Below are 18,508 nucleotides of genomic sequence, written 5' to 3'. Positions count from 1 at the left end.
CCGCCTGTTGCGTGGTTAAGATCAGTCGGCGAACGGATCTTCCATGAGGATCGTGTCCTCGCGCTCCGGCGAGGTCGACAGCAGGGTGACCGGCGCGCCGATCAGCTCCTCGATCCGGCGGATATACTTGATCGCCGGGGCCGGAAGCTGGCCCCAGGAGCGCGCGCCCTTGGTGCTCTCGGTCCAGCCCTCGATGGTCTCGAACACCGGCTCGACCCGCTGCTGGGCGCCCATGCCGGCGGGGAAGTAGTCGATGGTCTCGCCGTCCAGCTTGTAGCCGACGCAGACCTTCAGTTCCTCCAGCCCGTCCAGCACGTCGAGCTTGGTCAGCGCGATGCCGGTGATGCCGCCGGTGCGCACCGCCTGGCGGACCATGACGGCGTCGAACCAGCCGCAGCGGCGCGGACGGCCGGTGACGACGCCAAACTCCTTGCCGCGCTCGCCCAGGAGCTTGCCGATCTCGTCGGTCAGCTCGGTCGGGAACGGACCTTCGCCGACGCGGGTCGTGTAGGCCTTGGCGATGCCCAGCACGGTGCCGATGGAGGTCGGGCCGATGCCCGAGCCGGTGGCGGCCTGACCGGCGACGGTGTTCGAGGAGGTGACGAACGGATAGGTGCCGTGGTCGACGTCCAGCATCACCGCCTGCGCACCCTCGAACAGGATCCGTTTGCCGGCGCGCCGCGCGGCGTCCAGCCGCTCGGAGACGCGGCAGGCATAGGGCAGGATCTGCGGCGCGATGTCCATGAGCTCGGCGACCAGCGCGTCCGCGTCGATCTCCGGCTGGCCGAGGCCGCGCAGATAGGCGTTGTGGTGCTCGGCGAGATAGGCGGCCTTCGCCTTCACGGTCTCCGGTTCGGCCAGGTCGCCGACGCGGATCGCCCGGCGGCCGACCTTGTCCTCGTAGGCCGGGCCGATGCCGCGGCCGGTGGTGCCGATCTTCTTGTCGCCGCGCGCGCTCTCGCGGGCCTGGTCGAGCATCCGGTGCACCGGCAGGATCAGGGCGGCGACCTCGGAAACCTGGAGATCGTCGGGGGTCAGGACGATGCCCTGTTCCTCGATCCGCTGCTTCTCGGCCACGAAGGCCCAGGGATCGACCACCACGCCGTTGCCGATCACCGACAGCTTGCCCTTGCGGACCACGCCGGAGGGCAGGAGGCTCAGCTTGAAGGTCTGGTTGCCGATGACCAGGGTATGGCCGGCGTTATGGCCGCCCTGGAACCGCACGACCACGTCGGCACGCTCCGACAGCCAGTCGACGATCTTGCCTTTGCCCTCGTCGCCCCACTGGGCGCCGATCACCGCGACATTGCTCATACCGTTGTCCTCAGTCTTCCGGGCCTGTGCGGCCCCAAGTCAGTTCAGCGCGGCCACCTGGCCGTCGCGGAGAATGAAACTGCAGCCCATGCGCCGGGCTTCCGCCTCGGCATCGTCCACCGGCGACAGGCCGGCCACCGTGATCCGGCCCTCGGCGCGAAGGGCCGCCGCCTGATCGCGCGGCGTGCCGTGCGGGACGAAGACCGTCTGCGGGCGTTTCGGATCGGGCAGGGCCTGGAGCACGCGCTCGAGATACAGGGTGAAGCCGGTGGCCGTGCCCTTCGGATCATGGTTCGGCCGGTAGCGCCCGCCGCGGCCCATCTCGGCGCGCACGCCGCGGGCGAACAGGCTGAAGGCGATGCCGGTGTGATACTCGAATCCGCGGTTCTCGGCCGGATCCAGGGTGATCGACAGGTCGGGCAGGACGGCGACCACCAGCTCGACCACGTCTGTCAGCCGGTCCAGGGCTTCGCGGGCGTCGGCCGGCAGATCGAGCCTGGCCAGAGCCTGCATCGCCTCGGTGCGCGGTCCGGCGGCCTCCAGCAGGCCGACCAGCACCGGGGCGCTGTCGCCGGCCAGGTCTTCCACCGCGGCCACGTCCTTGCGGTCGATCGCCTGGCGCAGGGCCGACAGGTCCTTGGCCGGCAGGCCGAGCTTGGCGAGCACAGACGGCACCAGGGTCGGCACCATCAGGTCGAGGGAGATGCGCTCCACGCCGACGGCGCGCAGGGCCTCGATCGCCACCAGGATGATCTCGGCATCGGCCTCGGCGGTCGGGCTGCCGATCAGCTCGGCACCGACCTGCACGACCTCGCGCTCGGGGTTGAGCTGGTTGGCGGTGGTGCGCAGCACCTCGCCGGCGTAGCAGAGCCGCACGGGGCGCGGGGCGTTCTTCAGCCGGGTGGTGGCGATGCGGGCCGCCTGCGCCGTCATGTCGGCGCGCAGGCCCATCATGCGCTGGGAGATCGGGTCCATCAGCCGGAACACGCGCTCGGCGGTGGCGGCACCCGGACCCTGGAGCAGGCTGGTCTCGAATTCGATCAGCGGCGGCTTGACCCGCAGGTAGCCGTGGCCGATCGCCGTCGACATCATGCGGTCGATCAGCCGGGCCTCGTTGGCCGCGTTCGGGGCGAGGATGTCACGAAAGCCCGCCGGAAGCAGGGCGGTCTGGGCAAGATCCAGGACGGGATCGTCGGTCACGGGACGCAGATACCTTCGGGTCGTCTCAGTTCCACCGTCAGGTGGCGCCCTCTGTTAAAGGAAACGATCCGCCAGGGCAACGGGGGAGGCGGGATTCCGCCTCCCATGCATCTTTTATGCGCTGTTCCCTCTCCGGGAGGAGAGACGACGAGCGGCGGGCGCTCAGTCGACCCGCTTGCCGTCCTGGTAGCGGTACCAGCCGCGGCCGTAGCGGCGGCCGAGGCGGCCGGCGGCGTGGAGCTGCTTGATGGTCGGCCTTGTGTGCATCCGGTCGCCATAGGCGTCTTCCAGGATCTGGCTGACCTTCAGGGTCAGGTCGATGGTGATGTTGTCCATCAGCTCGAACGGGCCGACCGGGTGGCCGAGGCCGAGACGGCAGCCGGTGTCGATATCGGCCGGGGTGGCGGCCCCTTCCTCGACCAGGCGGATCGCCTCGTCCCACATGGCGAACAGGATGCGGTTGACCGCGAAGCCGACCACGTCCTTGACCTGGATCGGGGTCTTGCCCGGCAGCTCGACCATGGCGGTGGCGCGCTTCACCACCTCCGGATCGCTGTCCATGCCGCTGATCACTTCCACGAGCTTCATCCGGCTGACCGGGGAGAAGAAGTGCAGGCCGAGGAAATTGCCCTGGCGCTCTTCGGAGAAGTAGGAGGCCAGCACCGAGATCGAGATCGACGAGGTGTTCGACGCGATGATCGCGTCCTTCTTGCAGACCTTGTCGAGCTCCTTGTAGAGCGCGCCCTTGGCTTCCTGATCCTCGGTGATCGCCTCGATCACCAGGTCGCAGTCGCCATAGGTCGACACGTCGGTGAAGGTCTCGATATTGGCTAGCGCCCGGGGCTTGTCCTCCTCGGCGAAGAAGCCGCGGCCGATGCCGGAATCCAGCGTCTTCTCCAGCTTGGCCATTGCCTTGTCGACGTACTCCTGGCTGGCGTCCATCAGCCGGACCTTGACGTCGGCGAGCGCGAAGACCAGCGCGATTTCGGAACCCATCATGCCGGCGCCGCATACGCCGAGACGTTGGATGGTCATGGGATCGTCCTCCAGAACGGGTGAGCTATTGAGCGCTTGTATGTCCTAGAGCAAATTCACATTTGCTCTAAAGTTAATAGGTCAGAGGGCGATTCACGGATCAGACCGTTCCGATCTGATCCGATCGCACTCTAGAACCAGCTCTCTTGCACATCGACAAGCGTGGCGTCGAGAGATTGCAGCAGCCGGGCGCGCTGTTCGGCCCTAGGCAGCTCCCAGCGGGCGACGTAGCGGGCGGCGGCGAGCTTGCCCTGGGCGAAGTCGCCACCCTCCCGTGCGGCGGCCACCGCCTGGCGGGTCCAGATCCAGCCGAACACCGCCAGCCCGGCCAGATCCATATACGCCTCGGCATTGGCCAGCAGGTGGATCGGACCGATCTCCGGTGCGGCCTGGGTCAGCTCGCGGGTGGTGTCCACCAGCCAGTTGCGGGCGATGCGGGTGGCGTCTCGGATCTCGGCGGCTTCCGGGATTTCGGCGGCCTGGATGATCGCGTCGTCGATTTCCTGGATCACGGCAGAGAAGGCGGCCCCGTGATGGATCGACGCCTTGCGGCCCAGCAGGTCGATCGCCTGGATCGCGTTGGTGCCCTCGTGGATCGGGTTCAGCCGGTTGTCGCGATAGAACCGCTCGACCGGGAAGTCGCGGGTATAGCCGTAACCGCCGAAGATCTGGATCGCGTTGTGGTTCGCCACCAGCGCCTGGTCGGAGAACCAGGCCTTGATGATCGGCGTCAGGAAGTCGAGCAGCATGCCCTCGCGCCGGCGGATATCCGGGGCCGGGTCGTGGTTCATGCGGTCGATGCGCAGCGCCAGATCGAGCGCCAGCATCAGCCCACCCTCGGCCACCGCCTTCTGCTGCAGCAGCATCCGCTTCACGTCGGCATGCTCGATCAGGGGAAGCTGCGGCGTGGTCGGATCCTTATCGCCCGGATGGCGGCCCTGGGGCCGTTCGCGGGCATAGGCGAGGCTCTCCAGATAACCCTGATAGGCCAGCATGATGGCGCCGAAGGCCACGCCGACGCGCGCCTCGTTCATCATGTGGAACATCTGCAGCAGGCCCTTGTTCGGCTCGCCGACGATCCAGCCGATGCAGTCGTCCTCCTCGCCGAAGCTGAGCGCGGTGTTGACCGTGCCGCGATAGCCCATCTTGTGGTTCAGCCCGATCAGCCGCACCCCGTTCGGCGCCGCGGCCTTGCCGGCCTCGTCCAGCCGGTAGCGCGGCACGATGAACAGGCTCAGCCCCTTCACCCCGGCCGGTGCGCCCTCGATCCGGGCGAGCGTCATGTGGACGATGTTCTCGGAGATCTCGTGCTCGCCGCCCGAGGTCCACATCTTGGATCCTTTGATGGCATAGGTGCCGTCCTCGCGCAGCCGGGCGGTGGTGCGCACGTCGGACAGGGAGGAGCCGGCCTGCGGCTCGGACAGCGCCATGGTGCCGAGGAACCGTCCCTCCAGCATCGGCTGCATCCAGAGCCGCTGCTGCTCCTCCGAGCCGTGGGCGTGGATCAGGTTGGCGGCGGCGATCGTCAGGAACGGATAGGCGGCGGTCGGCACGTTGGCCGCCTTGAAATGGGCGAAGGCGGCCTGCTGGATGGTCCAGGGGAGCTGCATGCCGCCGCGGTCGGCATCGTGATGGGCGGCCATGAACCCGGCCTCGGCGAAGGCGCGGACCGCCTCGCCGATCTCCGGGATCAGCACGACCTTGCCGTTCTCCAGATAGGGCTCGTTGGCATCCGCCTTGGCGGCGTGCGGGCGGAACTTCTCCTCCGCGATGCGCCGGGCGGTCTCGATCACCGCCTCGAAGGTCTCGCGCCCGTGATCGGCGAAGCGCTCATAGCGGGTGAGCTGTTCGGCATCCAGGACCAGCCATAGGGCGAAGTCCAGGTCGCGCGGATCGATCAGGGGTGCTGCCATGGCTCAGGCCACCAGGAAGCCGCCGTCGACGGTCACCACCGTCCCGGTCATGTATTTGGACGCGTCGGAGGCGAGCAGCAGCAGGCCGCCGTCCAGATCCTCGGACTGGCCGAGCTGGCGCTGGGGGATGCCCTTGACCAGCTTCTCGCCGGCCGGGGTGTGGAAGAACTCGGTGTTGATCGGCGTCTCGATATAGCCCGGCGCCAGGGCGTTCACCCGCACGCCGACCCGCGCCAGCTCCAGGGCCATGGACTTGGTGAGCTGGATCAGCGCGGCCTTGGAGGTGCAGTAACCCGACAGGTGCCCGATCACGCTCTGGCCCAGCACGCTGGCGATGTTGATGATCGAACCGCCGTCGCCGCCCTCGCCGTGGCGGGCGGCCATCCGGCGCGCGGCCTCCTGGCCGGCCAGGAAACAGCCCTTCAGGTTGGTGTCGAGCACCGAGTCCCAGTCTTCCACCGTGACTTCCAGGAACGGCTTGGTGACCGCGATGCCGGCGTTGTTCACCAGGATGTCCACCACCCCGAGTTCGGCTTCCGTGGCGTCGAAGGCGGCGGAGACGGAGCCCGGGTCGGTCACGTCCATGGCGACGGCGGCGGCGGTGCCGCCGGCGGCCTCGATCTCGGCCTTCAGGGCTTCCAGCTTGCCGGTCTGACGGGCGGCCAGGGCCACCTTCGCGCCGGCCTCGGCCAGGGTCTTGGCGAAGCCGGCCCCCAGTCCCTGGCTCGCCCCGGTGACGAGGGCGGTCTTGCCGGTGAGGTCGAAACGGTTGGCCATGGACGGGCTCTCCTCGGTCGAAATGCTGGCCGACTCATAGCCGCCCCGCGATCGGCGCGCCACCCCACAACCGGACCGCGATCCCATCTGAGACAGCGAAAGCCCTGTGCGTTCATTTCTTGTTAACCGCGTGGCAAAGGCCACTGCCCCGCCCCCGCGGAAGGCGCAGAAGAACGCCGGATCTTGAGGGATCCAGGCGGGCGGGGAGCCGCCTCTTCGGCAGGGAAGAGGACATGGACATGCATATCAGCCACCAGGATGGCGGGGATTCCGAGGGACGGGCCGCGGGGTGCAGCCGTTTCGGTTATCTGTTCGAGGAGGCGGCCCGGTCGCCGGACTGCCTGCTGCCGGCCAGCGACGACACGGTCAACGCGCTGCTGGATCTCGGCGCCGCCATGGGCGACCCCGGTACCCGCACCGAGTCCGATATCCGCGCAGAGAGCGGCGTGCCGGCGATCATGACCTACTTCGCCCGGTTCATAGCCCACGACCTGGTCGCCCGGGTGGAGCGCGACAACGGTCCTGCTCCGCTCCCCGCGCGCCCGCAGGACGCGGTCTCGGACTGCACGCTGGTGCCGATGCCGCCGGCATCGCTGGTCGGCCGGATCGCGAATGCCCGGCAGCCCCGCTTCGACCTCGCCAGCGTCTACGGCGACGGCCCGAGCCTGGAGGCGGCCCCCGGCTGTCCCGAGCGCATCGGTGCCAGCGCCGACCGGCTGTATGACGGGCTGCGGCTGAAGGTGCGGTTCGACTGCGACGGGCTGCTCGACCTGCCCCGGGAGGTGGAAGGCATGGCCGAAGGCAGGGCGGTAGCCGGCGACGCCAGGAGCGACCGCTGCCTGATCCTGAGCCAGTTTCATGCGGCCTGGCTGCGGTTCAACAACGTGGTCTTCGAGAGCACCCACGGCTGTTCCGATCAGAGCCGGTGGAGCCAGACCCGCCGGCTGGTGCGCTGGACCTATCAGTATCTGGTGGCGAACGAGTTCCTGCCCGCGGCCTGCGATCCGCAGGTCCTGGCCGACATTCGCGCCAACGGTCCCCGCTTCTTCCGTCCGGATCCAGATGCCGTAACGCCGGCGATGCCGTTGGAGGCGGTGCTGGCGGCCATGCCCTTCTCCGAGTCGATGACCCGCCCGCTCTATCGGGTGAACGACCGGTCGAGCCTGACGGTCGACGAGATCCGCGATCCGGCGAGCGGTCTGCTCGGGTCCGACCGGCGGTTGAAGCCGGAGGCGGTGATCGCCTGGCGCAACTTTGTCGATCTGTCCCAGGACGGCGGTTGCGGCCCGCAGCGGGCGCGGACCATCGGCCCGCGGCTGACCCAGGGTCTCGCCCACGGCCTCGGCGGCCGTACCCCCGCGGTCCGGGCGATGACGGGCAATGCCCAGCGTCTGCTGGTCGAGGGGTATCTCAGCTGCCTGCCGACTGGTCAGGCCGTGGCCGCGGGCATGGGCCTTGCGCCGATGTCGGCGTCGCAGGTCGCGGGCGACGATCCGGTCCTGGCGCGGGCGGTTCGCGCCGGCGGTTTCGCCGCGCGCACGCCGCTCTGGTTCTATGTCCTGCGCGAGGCCGAACTGCACGCCGGCGGGCGCACCCTCGGCCCTGTCGGCAGCCGGCTGCTGGCGGAGACAATCGTCGGCCTGCTGCGGGCCGATCCCGGCAGCTACGTGAACCATCCAGGCAACCGGTCGATCACGGCTCGGGGGATCGAGATCACCTCAGGCTTCAACGCCACCACGATCGGCTCGCTAACCGATCTGGTGCGCTATGCCGGGCTGCGCCGCTGATCCGGTCCGGCGTCAGGAATTGGGGTGCGGTGCCGCCTGATTGTTGGCCGCCACGGCGGAGCCGTCCGACGCGTCGGGCGCCAGATCCTTCACGATCAGCGCGGTCTCTTCGGGCGTGCCGCAATTGGCGATGATCGTGGGGTAGGGGGCGTCCATCTCGGTCTCGATCGAGGAATCGATCTGGCGCTCGCAGGCCGCGCGGGACTGGAAGACCTCGGCGCGGGTGTCGAGCAGATCGCACTGGGTGCCCGCATCGGAGCAACCGAACATGCTGAGGATGATGAGAACCTTATCCATGTCGATAACCACCTTTCGGTCTGATAACGAGACCGGTGGGGGTGCGGTTCCATTCCTTCGGTCGTATCGTCGGGCGGTTCGGGAGTCTTTCCAGGGCGTTACCCGGCGCACACCGCAGTGCGGCATGACGGCATCGCTCCTTGATTTGGTCTCGGCGCCCGTCTAGTTTCCCGCACCCGCGAAATCCCGCGAGAGACGAGACATGCCCGACGGCGACAGGCCCGGCACTGCGCATCAGCCACGCACCGATTTTCAGTCCCTGATTCTGACGCTCCAAGCCTATTGGGCGAGCAAGGGCTGTGTGATCCTTCAGCCTTATGACATGGAAGTCGGGGCGGGTACGTCGCATCCGGCGACGACCCTGCGCTCGCTCGGTCCGGACGACGTATGGCGCACCGCCTATGTGCAGCCCTCGCGCCGCCCGACCGACGGCCGCTACGGCGAGAACCCGAACAGGCTGCAGCACTACTACCAGTTCCAGGTGATCGTGAAGCCGTCGCCGGTCGACAGCCAGGAACTCTATCTCGGCTCCCTGCGCGCCATCGGCCTCGATCCCATGGCCCACGACATCCGCTTCGTGGAGGACGACTGGGAGAACCCGACCCTCGGCGCCTGGGGACTCGGCTGGGAAGTCTGGTGCGACGGGATGGAAGTGTCCCAGTACACGTACTTCCAGCAGGTCGGCGGCATCGACTGCTCGCCGGTCAGCCTGGAGCTGACCTACGGCCTGGAACGCCTCGCCATGTACATCCAGGGCGTGGACGACGTGTACCATCTCGACTGGGACGGCATCCCGGAAGAGGAGGGCGGCAAGGTCTACGGCGACGTCTACAAGCAGGCGGAGCTGGAATTCTCGACCTACAATTTCGAATACGCCGATACCGACCAGCTCTTCCGGCGCTTCAAGGACTGCGAGGCCGAGTGCGCCAAGCTGCTCGAGGCGAACCTGCCGCTGCCGGCCTATGACCAGTGCCTGAAGGCCGGTCACTCCTTCAACCTGCTGGACGCCCGCGGCGTGATCAGCGTGACCGAGCGCCAGGCCTATATCGGCCGGGTGCGCACGCTGGCCAAGGGCTGCTGCGAGAAGTGGGTCGAGGTCAGCACCGCCTGGAAGGCGGATTGGGAAAAGAAGAAGGCGGAGGCCAAGCGCTCCGAGAAGAACCATGGCTGAACTGCTTCTGGAGCTGTTCTCCGAGGAGATCCCGGCGCGCATGCAGGCGCGCGCCGCCGAGGACCTCAAGGGGCTCGTCACCGGTAAGCTCAAGGCGGCTGGCCTGGAGTTTTCCAGCGCCGACGCCTATGTGACGCCGCGCCGGCTGACCCTGGTGGTCGACGGCCTGCCGGACAAGCAGCCCGATGTCAGCGAGGAGCGCCGCGGCCCGCGCGTGGACGCGCCGGAAAAGGCGATCCAGGGTTTCCTGGCCTCCACCGGCCTGACCCTCGACCAGTGCGAGAAGCGCGACACCGGCAAGGGCGAGTTCTGGTTCGTGGTGATCGAGAAGAAGGGCGAGGCGACCGCCGACGTCCTGCCGGAGATCATCCTGTCTTCGATCCGCGAGCTGCCCTGGCCGAAATCCATGCGCTGGGGCCGCAACACCTTCCGCTGGGTGCGCCCGCTGCACCACATCCTCGCCGTGTTCGACGGCGCGGTGCTGGACGGCGGCCTGGACCTGGGCGAGACCCAGCTCACCTTCACCGGCGAGACCCGGGGCCACCGCTTCCTGGCGCCGGACGCCGTCACCGTCGGCTCATTCCATGAGTACCGCACCGAGATCGGCGGCGCCTTCGTGATGCTGGACCGCGAGGACCGCAAGGAGACCATCCTGCGCGAGGCCAAGGCCCTGTGCGAGGCCGAAGGGCTGCTCCTGCGCGACGATCCGGGCCTGCTGGAAGAGGTCTGCGGCCTGGTCGAATGGCCGGTGCCGCTGATGGGCCGGATCGATGCCGAGTTCATGTCGGTGCCGCCGGAGGTGCTGGTCACCTCCATGCGCAGCCACCAGAAGTATTTCGCCGTCGAAACCAAGGACGGGAAGCTGGCCGACCGGTTCATCCTGGTCTCCAACATGGCGAGCGAGGAGACCCGCAACGCCAACATCACCGCCGGCAACGAGAAGGTCCTGCGCGCGCGGTTGAGCGACGCCAAGTTCTTCTGGGATCAGGACCGGGCGGTGAAACTGGCCGACCGGCGGGACGCCCTGCGCGACGTCAAATTCTATGACAAGCTCGGCACCATGGCCGACAAGGTCGAGCGTGTGGCGCAGCTCGCCGCCGAGATCGCGCCGATGGTCGGCGCCCATGCCGACACCGCCCGCCACGCCGCGACCCTGGCCAAGGCGGACCTGACCACGGGCATGGTCGGAGAGTTCCCCGAGCTGCAGGGCCTGATGGGCCGCTACTACGCGCTGGATGCCGGCGAGGACGTGCAGGTGGCCGACGCCATCGCCCAGCACTACTCGCCCGTCGGCCCGACCGACACCTGCCCGACCGCACCGGTCTCGGTCGCCGTCGCCATGGCCGACAAGATCGACACCCTGGTCGGTTTCTTCGCCATCGGCGAGACCCCGACCGGCTCCAAGGACCCGTTCGCCCTGCGCCGCGCCGCCCTCGGCGTGATCCGGCTGATCATCGAGAACGGGCTGCGTGTGCCTCTTGCAAGAGTTTTGGACGCTTCTCTAAGGATTTTTGTTGAAGCGATCCCAATCGAAACGGTCAGTGCTCTAACGAGTTCCGCACCCGCCGGATCACCTCACGACACGTTTCAACCTACCAATCGCTTTGGCGGCTTTACCTACGCTGTGGGACGAGATTTCATTCGCGACCGCGGATGTAGTGAGGCCGATTTCAACGCCGAGATGTTCGGGGATGAGGATGTGTTAGAGCGCATCCCTGCTCTGAAAAATGCTGCCCAACTTGTTGGCCTCTTATCGTCGAAGGCTGGGGGATACCGCGATGGTTTGGTGGGCAATCAGCCTAATGAGCTCGACGACGATGTAGAGAACTGTTGGGAAAACATGCGGGACTGGCGGGAGTGGCTTCAGTCTAAGCTCCTCGACTTCTTCGCCGACCGCCTGAAGGTCCACCTGCGCGAGCAGGGGGTGCGTCATGATCTGATCGCCGCCGTGTTCGAGCTGGGCGGCGAGGACGATCTGGTTCGTCTGTTGGCCCGGGTCCATGCGCTGAGCGACTTCCTCGCCACCGACGACGGGGCGAACCTGCTGGCCGGCTATCGCCGCGCCTCGAACATCCTGCGCGCCGAGGAGAAGAAGGACGGGCCGTTCTCCGCCTCCGATGCCGCCTTCGCCGACCGTATCGATCCGTCGATTCTCGCCCAGGCGGAGGAGACGACGCTGTATGATGCCGTGCGGGCGGCCGAGGCCGAGATCGGGAACCATTTGGCCGCTGAGGACTTTACCAGTGCAATGGCGTCCCTATCTCACCTACGGGGGCCGATCGACGCATTCTTTGATGCGGTCACGGTCAATGCCGATGACGCGGCACTGAGAACAAATCGCCTGCGCCTGCTCGACGCCGTCAGAATGGTGATGGGAAAGATCGCCGATTTCTCGCGGGTCGAAGGCTAGAGCAACAAGGAATCGGATGACGCCGTCCGATCCCGTGAGTTTGCTCTATCTGTAATAGGTCAGAGGACGATTGACGGTTCAGCTCGCTTTGATCTGAACCGCCCGTCTTCTAGAAGATCGAGGGAAAAGCAGCATGACACAGTGGGTCTACGGGTTCGGTGGCGGTTCGGCCGAGGGGCGCGCGGATATGCGCAACCTGCTGGGCGGCAAGGGCGCAAACCTGGCCGAAATGAGCTCCATCGGGCTGCCGGTGCCGCCGGGCTTCACGATCTCCACCGAGGTCTGCACCTACTATTACGATCACGGCGAGCAGTATCCCGACGATCTCTCCGACGCCGTCGACGTGGCGATCAAGAAGATCGAGGACGAGGTCGGCATGATGTTCGGCGATGCCGAGAACCCGCTGCTGGTCTCGGTGCGCTCCGGCGCCCGCGTCTCCATGCCGGGCATGATGGACACGGTCCTCAATCTCGGCCTCAACGACACCACGGTGGAAGGGCTGATCAAGCGCAGCAACGACGCGCGCTTCGCCTATGACAGCTACCGCCGCTTCATCCAGATGTATGCCGACGTCGTCATGGGCGTCGACCACGGCCATTTCGAGGAACTGCTGGAACTGGCGAAGGAGGAGAAGGGCGTCTCCCTCGACACCGAGCTCAGCGCCGACGACATGAAGAAGCTCGTCGACCAGTTCAAGGCCAAGGTGAAGGAGGAACTGGACGAGCCGTTCCCCGAGGATCCGCGCGACCAGCTCTGGGGTGCGATCACCGCCGTCTTCGGCTCCTGGCGCAACCAGCGGGCCAATGTCTACCGACGCCTGCACGCCATCCCGGAGAGCTGGGGCACGGCCGTGAACGTCCAGGCCATGGTGTTCGGCAACATGGGCGACGACTGCGCCACCGGCGTGGCCTTCACCCGGGATCCGTCGACCGGCGAGAACATGTTCTACGGCGAGTTCCTGGTGAACGCCCAGGGCGAGGACGTGGTCGCCGGCATCCGCACCCCGCAGAGCCTGACGGTCGCCGCAAAGCGCAAGCAGGGCTCCGACCTGCCAGCCATGGAAGAGGTCATGCCGGAGGTGTTCCAGCAGCTCGACGACGTGCGCATCAAGCTCGAGACGCACTATCGCGACATGCAGGACATCGAGTTCACCGTGCAGCAGAAGAAGCTGTACATGCTGCAGACCCGCAACGGGAAGCGTACGGTCCACGCCGCCCTGCAGATCGCCGTCGACATGTGCGAGGAGGGCCTGATCTCCGAGCGCGAGGCGGTGTCGCGCATCGAGCCCCAGGGCCTCGACCAGCTTCTGCACCCGACCCTCGATCCCGAGGCCGAGCGCAACGTCATCGCCAAGGGCCTGCCGGCCTCGCCGGGTGCCGCCTCGGGTAAGGTGGTGTTCTCCGCCGACAACGCCGAGGCCGCGGCCCGCGAGGGCGAGCGGGTGATTCTGGTCCGCATCGAGACCAGCCCCGAGGACATCCACGGCATGCACGCCGCGGAAGGCATCCTGACCACCCGCGGCGGCATGACCAGCCACGCGGCGGTCGTCGCCCGCGGCATGGGCCGTCCCTGCGTGTCGGGTGCCGGCAGCATCCGCGTCGACTACGCCAACAAGACGTTCTTCGTCGGCGGCACCGAGGTGAAGGCGGGCGACCGCATCACCATCGACGGCGGCACCGGCGAGGTCATGCTGGGCGAGGTCCCGACGATCCAGCCGGAACTTTCGGGCAACTTCGCCAAGGTCATGGAATGGGCCGACGCGGCGCGCCGCATGCGCATCCGCACCAATGCCGAGACCCCGGCCGACGCCCAGGTCGCCCGCGACTTCGGCGCCGAGGGCATCGGCCTGTGCCGCACCGAGCACATGTTCTTCGAGGGCGAGCGCATCGTCGCCATGCGCGAGATGATCGTCTCCACCACCGAGGCCGGCCGCCGCGCCGCCCTGGCCAAGCTGCTGCCGATGCAGCGCGACGACTTCATCGAGCTGTTCCGGATCATGGAGGGCCTGCCGGTCACCATCCGCCTGCTCGACCCGCCGCTGCACGAGTTCCTGCCGCATACGGAAGAGGAGATGGAGGAGGTCGCCAAGGCCGCCGGCGTCTCCGTGGAGACGGTGAAGCGCCGTGCGCTCGAGCTGACCGAGAGCAACCCGATGCTCGGCCATCGCGGCTGCCGTCTGGCGATCAGCTATCCCGAGATCTCCGAGATGCAGGCCCGGGCGATCTTCGAGGCGGCGACCGAGATCGCCAAGCGCGGCGAGGCGCCGCTGCCGGAGGTCATGATCCCGCTGGCCGCCACCGATGCCGAAGTCCGCATCATCAAGGCGATCATCGACCGGGTGGCCGAAGAGGTCGCCAAGGAAACCGGGATCAAGGTCGACTACCTGGTCGGCACCATGATCGAGCTGCCGCGCGCCGCGTTGCAGGCCGACAAGATCGCGGTGGAGGCGGAGTTCTTCAGCTTCGGGACCAACGACCTGACCCAGACCACGTACGGTCTGTCCCGCGACGATGCCGGCGCCTTCATCCACTTCTACGAGGAGAAGGGCATCATCGAGGTCGATCCGTTCGTCAGCCTGGACCAGCAGGGTGTCGGCGAACTGGTGAAGATCGCCGCCGAGCGCGGTCGCAAGACCCGTCCGAACATCAAGCTCGGCATCTGCGGCGAGCATGGCGGCGACCCGTCCTCCATCGCCTTCTGCGAGGAGGTCGGGCTGGACTATGTGAGCTGCTCGCCGTTCCGCGTGCCGATCGCCCGTCTGGCGGCGGCCCAGGCGACCATCGCCCAGGAGAAGGCGGCGGCCGAGTAGCAGCCGCCGAGTAGCGCGCGCCGGGTGAATAAGCGGATGGTCTGTGCCCGTGGTTCCGGTTAAACCGGTTCCATGGGCACGATCTCCTGCAATGTCGGGCTGAGCTTCACGGCCGATCCCGCCACCACCGCGCTGGTCGCCATCGACTTCCAGCGCGATTTCCTCGACCCCGGCGGCATGGTGGCCGCCCTGGGCGACGACATCGCGCCGATGCGCGCGATCATCCCCTACGCCGTGGCCCTGATCGCCGCGGCCCGGGCCGCCGGCCTGATGCTGGTCCATACCCGCGAGGGCTACGCCCCCGACCTCTCCGACATGCACGCCCTGAAGCGCGACCGAAAGGTGGCCGGCCGCGACGGCCCGCTCGGCCGCTTTCTCATCCGCGGTGAGCCCGGCCAGGACCACATCGCCGAATGCCGGGCCGCCGAGGGCGAGCTGGTGCTGGACAAGCCGGGCTTCGGCAGCTTCTACCGCACCGATCTGGAAGAGCGTCTGCGTGCCCGAGGGATTGAGGCGCTGATCCTGATGGGCGTGACCACCCAATGCTGCGTGGCCTCCACCCTGCGCGAGGCGGTGGACCGCGGGTTCCGCTGCCTGACGGTGGAGGACGCCTGTGCGGCGACCACGCCGGAACTGCACGCGGCGGCGATCTCGCTGATCTACGGCGAGAACAACCTGTTCGGTTGGGTCAGCGATACGCAGCGGGTGCTGGCGGGGCTGAGGGGGTAGTTGGCGGTTGACCCGATGTGCCACGGTCCTGGACAGCGCACCGGATCAGGTCCGGCACGCTTCCAGGAAATCGGTAAATCTTAAAAAGAACGACTTCCTGGACGCAGTCCCGGACTTGATCCGGGATGCGATCCAGGACCCTGACGCAGACGTCTCCCCCGCTCCGACCCCCGGCCGTCGAAAAAAGCGTTCTGGCCCTTCCATGACGCGGGCATACACCCCTGCGTCTACATCCTCGCCAGCCGGCGCAACGGCACTCTCTACATCGGCCTGACGTCCAACCTCGTCCGCCGCGTGCAGCAGCACCGCGAGAAGCTCATCCCCGGCTTCACGACCAAGTACGATGTGACGCGGCTGGTCTACTTCGAACCCTTCGAGACCCTCGAGGTCGCCCGCCTGCGGGAGAAGCGTCTGAAGGGCTGGCGCCGCGCCTGGAAGATCGCGCTGATCGAGGAGCGCAATCCGGACTGGCACGACCTCTGGTACGGATTGGTGAGTGGGGATGGGGCGGAGCACGGTCCTGGATAGCGTGCCGGATCAGGTCCGGCCCGCTTCCAGGAAGTCGGTTTATTTATCTCCAACCTTCATCGACTTCCTGGACGCCTCCCCGGACCTGATCCGGGGGGCGATCCAGGACCTTTATTCCGTCGGGTCCATCCGCTCCGGCCGTCCGCTCCGCAACCGAACTCCTGCGAGGCCAGTTCTACACAGTGTCGGCGCGACACCGGGCGCACAGTCTAAATCAACTGAAACACCCCGCCGCTCGCCTTGTAGCGCTGCAACGCCTCCAGGGTCCGCAGCACTGGCCTCGTGCGGTCTTCCGGCAGCGCATCCTGGGGGAAGAACCGGACGTCCAGGCTCTCGTGCCCATCGGCCCGCAGATCCCCGTCCCACTCGGTCGCGTGGAAGATCATGGAGAAGGCGTAGAGCACGTCGCCATGGGGGTACTCCACCCGATCCTCCACCGGATCGCTGGCGAAGCCCACCGGCACCAGGCTTCGGGCGGCGAGGCCGGTCTCCTCTTCCAGCTCCGCGCGGGCGGTGTCCTCGATCGTCTGACCCATCTCGGCCGAACCGGCAGGCCAGCCCCAGAGCTTGAAATCGCCGCGGCGGATCAGCAGCACCTCGCCGTCCGCGTTCTCGACGATCACCCGCGCGCCCGGCATCAGGACCGGGCGCGGGCCGATGATCTTGCGGAGTTGACCGAGATAGCTGTCGGTGAAGGATCCGCTCATGAAACCCCGGTGCGCCGGATCACATCACCGCGCCGATCTGCCACGGGATGAACTCGTTGTCGCCCATGCCCTGGGCCTCCGACTTGGTCGGCGACCCGGACGCCACGTCCAGCAGCCGGTCGAAGATCCGCTGGCCCATCTCCTCGATGGAGATGCCCTCGTCCAGCACCTCGCCGCAGTTGATGTCCATGTCGTCGGACATGCGGGTGTACATCGGCGTGTTGGTGGCGAGCTTCAGGGACGGTGCCGGCTTGCAGCCGTAGACCGAGCCGCGGCCGGTGGTGAAGGCGACGATGTTGGAGCCGCTGGCCACCTCGCCGGTGATCGAGCACGGGTCGTAGCCGGGGCTGTCCATGAAGACGAAACCCTTGGCGTCGATCGTCTCGCCGTATTTGTACACGCCGGTCAGGTTGGTGGTGCCGCCCTTGGCCGCCGCGCCCAGCGACTTCTCCAGGATGGTGGTCAGGCCGCCGCGCTTGTTGCCGGGGGAGGGGTTGTTGTTCATCTCGCCGCCGTTGCGCGCGGTGTAATCCTCCCACCACTTGATGCGCTCCACCAGCTTCTCGCCGACCTCGCGGCTGACCGCGCGGCGGGTGAGCAGGTGCTCCGCCCCGTAGATCTCCGGCGTCTCGGCCAGCACCGCGGTGCCGCCGTGACGGACCAGCAGGTTCGCCGCCTCGCCGAGGGCCGGGTTGGCGGTCATGCCGGAATAGGCGTCCGACCCGCCGCATTGTAGGGCCAGGGTCAGCTCGCTCGCCGGGCAGGTGCTGCGGCCGGCCTCGTTCGCCTTGGGCAGCATCTCCTTGATCATGCCCGCACCCCAGTCGACGGTCTTCCGCAGGCCGCCGGCATCCTGGATGTTCATCGTCTGGAAGCCGTCGCCCCGCTTGATGCCGTAGGCCTCAAGCAGAAAGTCGATCTGGTTGACCTCGCAGCCGAGCCCGACCATCAGCACGCCGGCGAAGTTCGGATGCCGCGCCATCCCCCACAAGACGCGCTGCAGATTGGCGTAGCCCTCGCCGTCTCCCGCCATGCCGCAGCCGGTGGAGTGGGTCAGCGCCACGACGCCGTCGACATTCGGATACTGCTCCAGGACCTGCGGGGTGATCGCCTCGGCGATGTATTTCGCCGCGGTGGCCGAGCAGTTCACGCTGGTCAGCACGCCGATATAGTTGCGGGTGCCGATGCGGCCGCTGTCGCGCTTGAAGCCCTGGAAGGTCGCCTGTTCGCTGTTGTTGAAATAGGCGGTCGGCTTCACGTCGGCGCCGAACGCGTAGTCGCGCTCGAAGTCCTTCATCTCGACGTTGTGCACATGGACATGGGCGCCGGGCTCGATCGCCTCGGTGGCGAAGCCGATGATCTGGTCGTACTTGCGGATCGGCTCGCCCGCCGCGATCGGCTGGGTGGCGATCTTGTGTCCGGCGGGGATTGCGGATTTCGTGGCCACGCCTTCGCCGGACAGCTCCACGCCGGGGGTCAGGTCGAATCGGGCGGTGATGACGTTGTCGGCCTTGCTCAGGCGCACGGTCAGGCGTTTGGCGTCCGAAGAGGCGGACATGGCGGGTTCTCCCTGGCGAAATCGATGGTCGTTTTTCGTTGGTCCGTCGCGGACGCGGCGAGCATAGCGCGGGCGGCGGCGGGCCGAAACGGGTGACATAAGTCCACACCTCAACCCTCCGCGTCATCCCGGCGAGACCCCGGGCTTGACCCGGGGCTCGGCCGGGACCCGGTCCAGGCGCCACGTGCAGGGTCCCGGTCGACCTCTGGATCGGGTCCAGAGGCCACCGGGATGACAAATTTGTATGTAATCAGCATGTAATTAAGTGCTACC

General features: G+C 67.3%; 13 protein-coding genes and 2 pseudogenes. 7 read left to right on the top strand and 8 right to left on the bottom strand.

The window, feature by feature from the left end:
• Positions 1 to 21 precede the first annotated feature (21 nt).
• The 5 genes from T8K17_RS25045 to T8K17_RS25025 form a co-directional block, all read right to left on the bottom strand.
• Complete coding sequence (locus T8K17_RS25045; protein WP_322332432.1) at positions 22 to 1,314, bottom strand: adenylosuccinate synthase; 1,293 nt, start codon at positions 1,312 to 1,314, stop codon at positions 22 to 24.
• 39 nt (positions 1,315 to 1,353) lie between these two features.
• Positions 1,354 to 2,514, bottom strand: coding sequence for an ATP phosphoribosyltransferase regulatory subunit (locus tag T8K17_RS25040; protein WP_322332431.1), 1,161 nt, complete (start codon positions 2,512 to 2,514; stop codon positions 1,354 to 1,356).
• 162 nt (positions 2,515 to 2,676) lie between these two features.
• Entirely contained in the window at positions 2,677 to 3,549 is an 873-nt protein-coding gene (locus T8K17_RS25035) for a 3-hydroxyacyl-CoA dehydrogenase family protein (protein ID WP_028795299.1), read from the bottom strand.
• 131 nt (positions 3,550 to 3,680) lie between these two features.
• On the bottom strand, positions 3,681 to 5,462 hold the full coding sequence (locus T8K17_RS25030; RefSeq protein WP_322332430.1) for an acyl-CoA dehydrogenase: 1,782 nt from the start codon (positions 5,460 to 5,462) through the stop codon (positions 3,681 to 3,683).
• Positions 5,463 to 5,465: 3 nt separating this feature from the next.
• On the bottom strand, positions 5,466 to 6,239 hold the full coding sequence (locus T8K17_RS25025) for a glucose 1-dehydrogenase (protein WP_322332429.1): 774 nt from the start codon (positions 6,237 to 6,239) through the stop codon (positions 5,466 to 5,468).
• Positions 6,240 to 6,472: 233 nt separating this feature from the next.
• Between T8K17_RS25025 and T8K17_RS25020 the strand changes: the two genes are divergently transcribed.
• On the top strand, positions 6,473 to 8,026 hold the full coding sequence (locus T8K17_RS25020) for a peroxidase family protein (protein ID WP_322332428.1): 1,554 nt from the start codon (positions 6,473 to 6,475) through the stop codon (positions 8,024 to 8,026).
• 12 nt (positions 8,027 to 8,038) lie between these two features.
• Here the strand turns inward: T8K17_RS25020 and T8K17_RS25015 are convergent, their stop codons facing one another.
• Positions 8,039 to 8,323 (bottom strand): hypothetical protein, encoded by a 285-nt coding sequence (locus T8K17_RS25015; RefSeq protein WP_322332427.1) that lies wholly within the window; start codon positions 8,321 to 8,323, stop codon positions 8,039 to 8,041.
• 202 nt (positions 8,324 to 8,525) lie between these two features.
• Between T8K17_RS25015 and T8K17_RS25010 the strand changes: the two genes are divergently transcribed.
• The 6 genes and pseudogenes from T8K17_RS25010 to T8K17_RS24985 all read left to right on the top strand — a co-directional run bounded on the left by T8K17_RS25010 (position 8,526) and on the right by T8K17_RS24985 (position 15,970).
• Positions 8,526 to 9,494, top strand: a complete 969-nt coding sequence (locus T8K17_RS25010) for a glycine--tRNA ligase subunit alpha (RefSeq protein WP_322332426.1) — start codon at positions 8,526 to 8,528, stop codon at positions 9,492 to 9,494.
• Positions 9,487 to 10,998 (top strand): annotated as a pseudogene (glyS, locus tag T8K17_RS25005) (glycine--tRNA ligase subunit beta); the annotation flags it as partial. The gene T8K17_RS25010 and the pseudogene glyS, both read left to right, overlap by 8 nt.
• Before the next feature lie 255 nt (positions 10,999 to 11,253).
• Positions 11,254 to 11,904 (top strand): annotated as a pseudogene (locus T8K17_RS25000) (DALR anticodon-binding domain-containing protein); the annotation flags it as partial.
• A gap of 133 nt (positions 11,905 to 12,037) precedes the next feature.
• Complete coding sequence (gene ppdK / locus T8K17_RS24995) at positions 12,038 to 14,713, top strand: pyruvate, phosphate dikinase (protein ID WP_322332425.1); 2,676 nt, start codon at positions 12,038 to 12,040, stop codon at positions 14,711 to 14,713.
• A gap of 72 nt (positions 14,714 to 14,785) precedes the next feature.
• Positions 14,786 to 15,442, top strand: a complete 657-nt coding sequence (locus tag T8K17_RS24990) for an isochorismatase family cysteine hydrolase (protein ID WP_322332424.1) — start codon at positions 14,786 to 14,788, stop codon at positions 15,440 to 15,442.
• 213 nt (positions 15,443 to 15,655) lie between these two features.
• Positions 15,656 to 15,970, top strand: coding sequence for a GIY-YIG nuclease family protein (locus T8K17_RS24985; protein WP_322335001.1), 315 nt, complete (start codon positions 15,656 to 15,658; stop codon positions 15,968 to 15,970).
• Between the two features lie 209 nt (positions 15,971 to 16,179).
• Here T8K17_RS24985 and T8K17_RS24980 read toward each other — a convergent pair whose 3' ends face one another.
• Positions 16,180 to 16,677: an NUDIX domain-containing protein gene (locus tag T8K17_RS24980; RefSeq protein WP_322332423.1), complete on the bottom strand. Its 498-nt coding sequence runs from the start codon at positions 16,675 to 16,677 to the stop codon at positions 16,180 to 16,182.
• 19 nt (positions 16,678 to 16,696) lie between these two features.
• On the bottom strand, positions 16,697 to 18,235 hold the full coding sequence (locus T8K17_RS24975) for an altronate dehydratase family protein (RefSeq protein ID WP_322332422.1): 1,539 nt from the start codon (positions 18,233 to 18,235) through the stop codon (positions 16,697 to 16,699).
• Between the last annotated feature and the right edge of the window lie 273 nt (positions 18,236 to 18,508).

This window comes from Thalassobaculum sp. OXR-137 (assembly GCF_034377285.1).
Lineage (GTDB): Bacteria > Pseudomonadota > Alphaproteobacteria > Thalassobaculales > Thalassobaculaceae > Thalassobaculum.
Note: the sequence above shows the minus strand (reverse complement) of the source record. Positions and strands in the feature narration are given on the sequence as shown.

What these genes read in the sequence shown, in the direction of transcription:
- T8K17_RS25045 (WP_322332432.1), bottom strand. Translation starts at nt 1,314, where the DNA reads ATGAGCAATGTCGCGGTGATCGGCGCCCAGTGGGGCGACGAGGGCAAA.
- T8K17_RS25035 (WP_028795299.1), bottom strand. Translation starts at nt 3,549, where the DNA reads ATGACCATCCAACGTCTCGGCGTATGCGGCGCCGGCATGATGGGTTCC.
- T8K17_RS25030 (WP_322332430.1), bottom strand. Translation starts at nt 5,462, where the DNA reads ATGGCAGCACCCCTGATCGATCCGCGCGACCTGGACTTCGCCCTATGG.
- T8K17_RS25025 (WP_322332429.1), bottom strand. Translation starts at nt 6,239, where the DNA reads ATGGCCAACCGTTTCGACCTCACCGGCAAGACCGCCCTCGTCACCGGG.
- T8K17_RS25020 (WP_322332428.1), top strand. Translation starts at nt 6,473, where the DNA reads ATGGACATGCATATCAGCCACCAGGATGGCGGGGATTCCGAGGGACGG.
- T8K17_RS25015 (WP_322332427.1), bottom strand. Translation starts at nt 8,323, where the DNA reads ATGGATAAGGTTCTCATCATCCTCAGCATGTTCGGTTGCTCCGATGCG.
- T8K17_RS25010 (WP_322332426.1), top strand. Translation starts at nt 8,526, where the DNA reads ATGCCCGACGGCGACAGGCCCGGCACTGCGCATCAGCCACGCACCGAT.
- ppdK (WP_322332425.1), top strand. Translation starts at nt 12,038, where the DNA reads ATGACACAGTGGGTCTACGGGTTCGGTGGCGGTTCGGCCGAGGGGCGC.
- T8K17_RS24990 (WP_322332424.1), top strand. Translation starts at nt 14,786, where the DNA reads ATGGGCACGATCTCCTGCAATGTCGGGCTGAGCTTCACGGCCGATCCC.
- T8K17_RS24980 (WP_322332423.1), bottom strand. Translation starts at nt 16,677, where the DNA reads ATGAGCGGATCCTTCACCGACAGCTATCTCGGTCAACTCCGCAAGATC.
- T8K17_RS24975 (WP_322332422.1), bottom strand. Translation starts at nt 18,235, where the DNA reads ATGTCCGCCTCTTCGGACGCCAAACGCCTGACCGTGCGCCTGAGCAAG.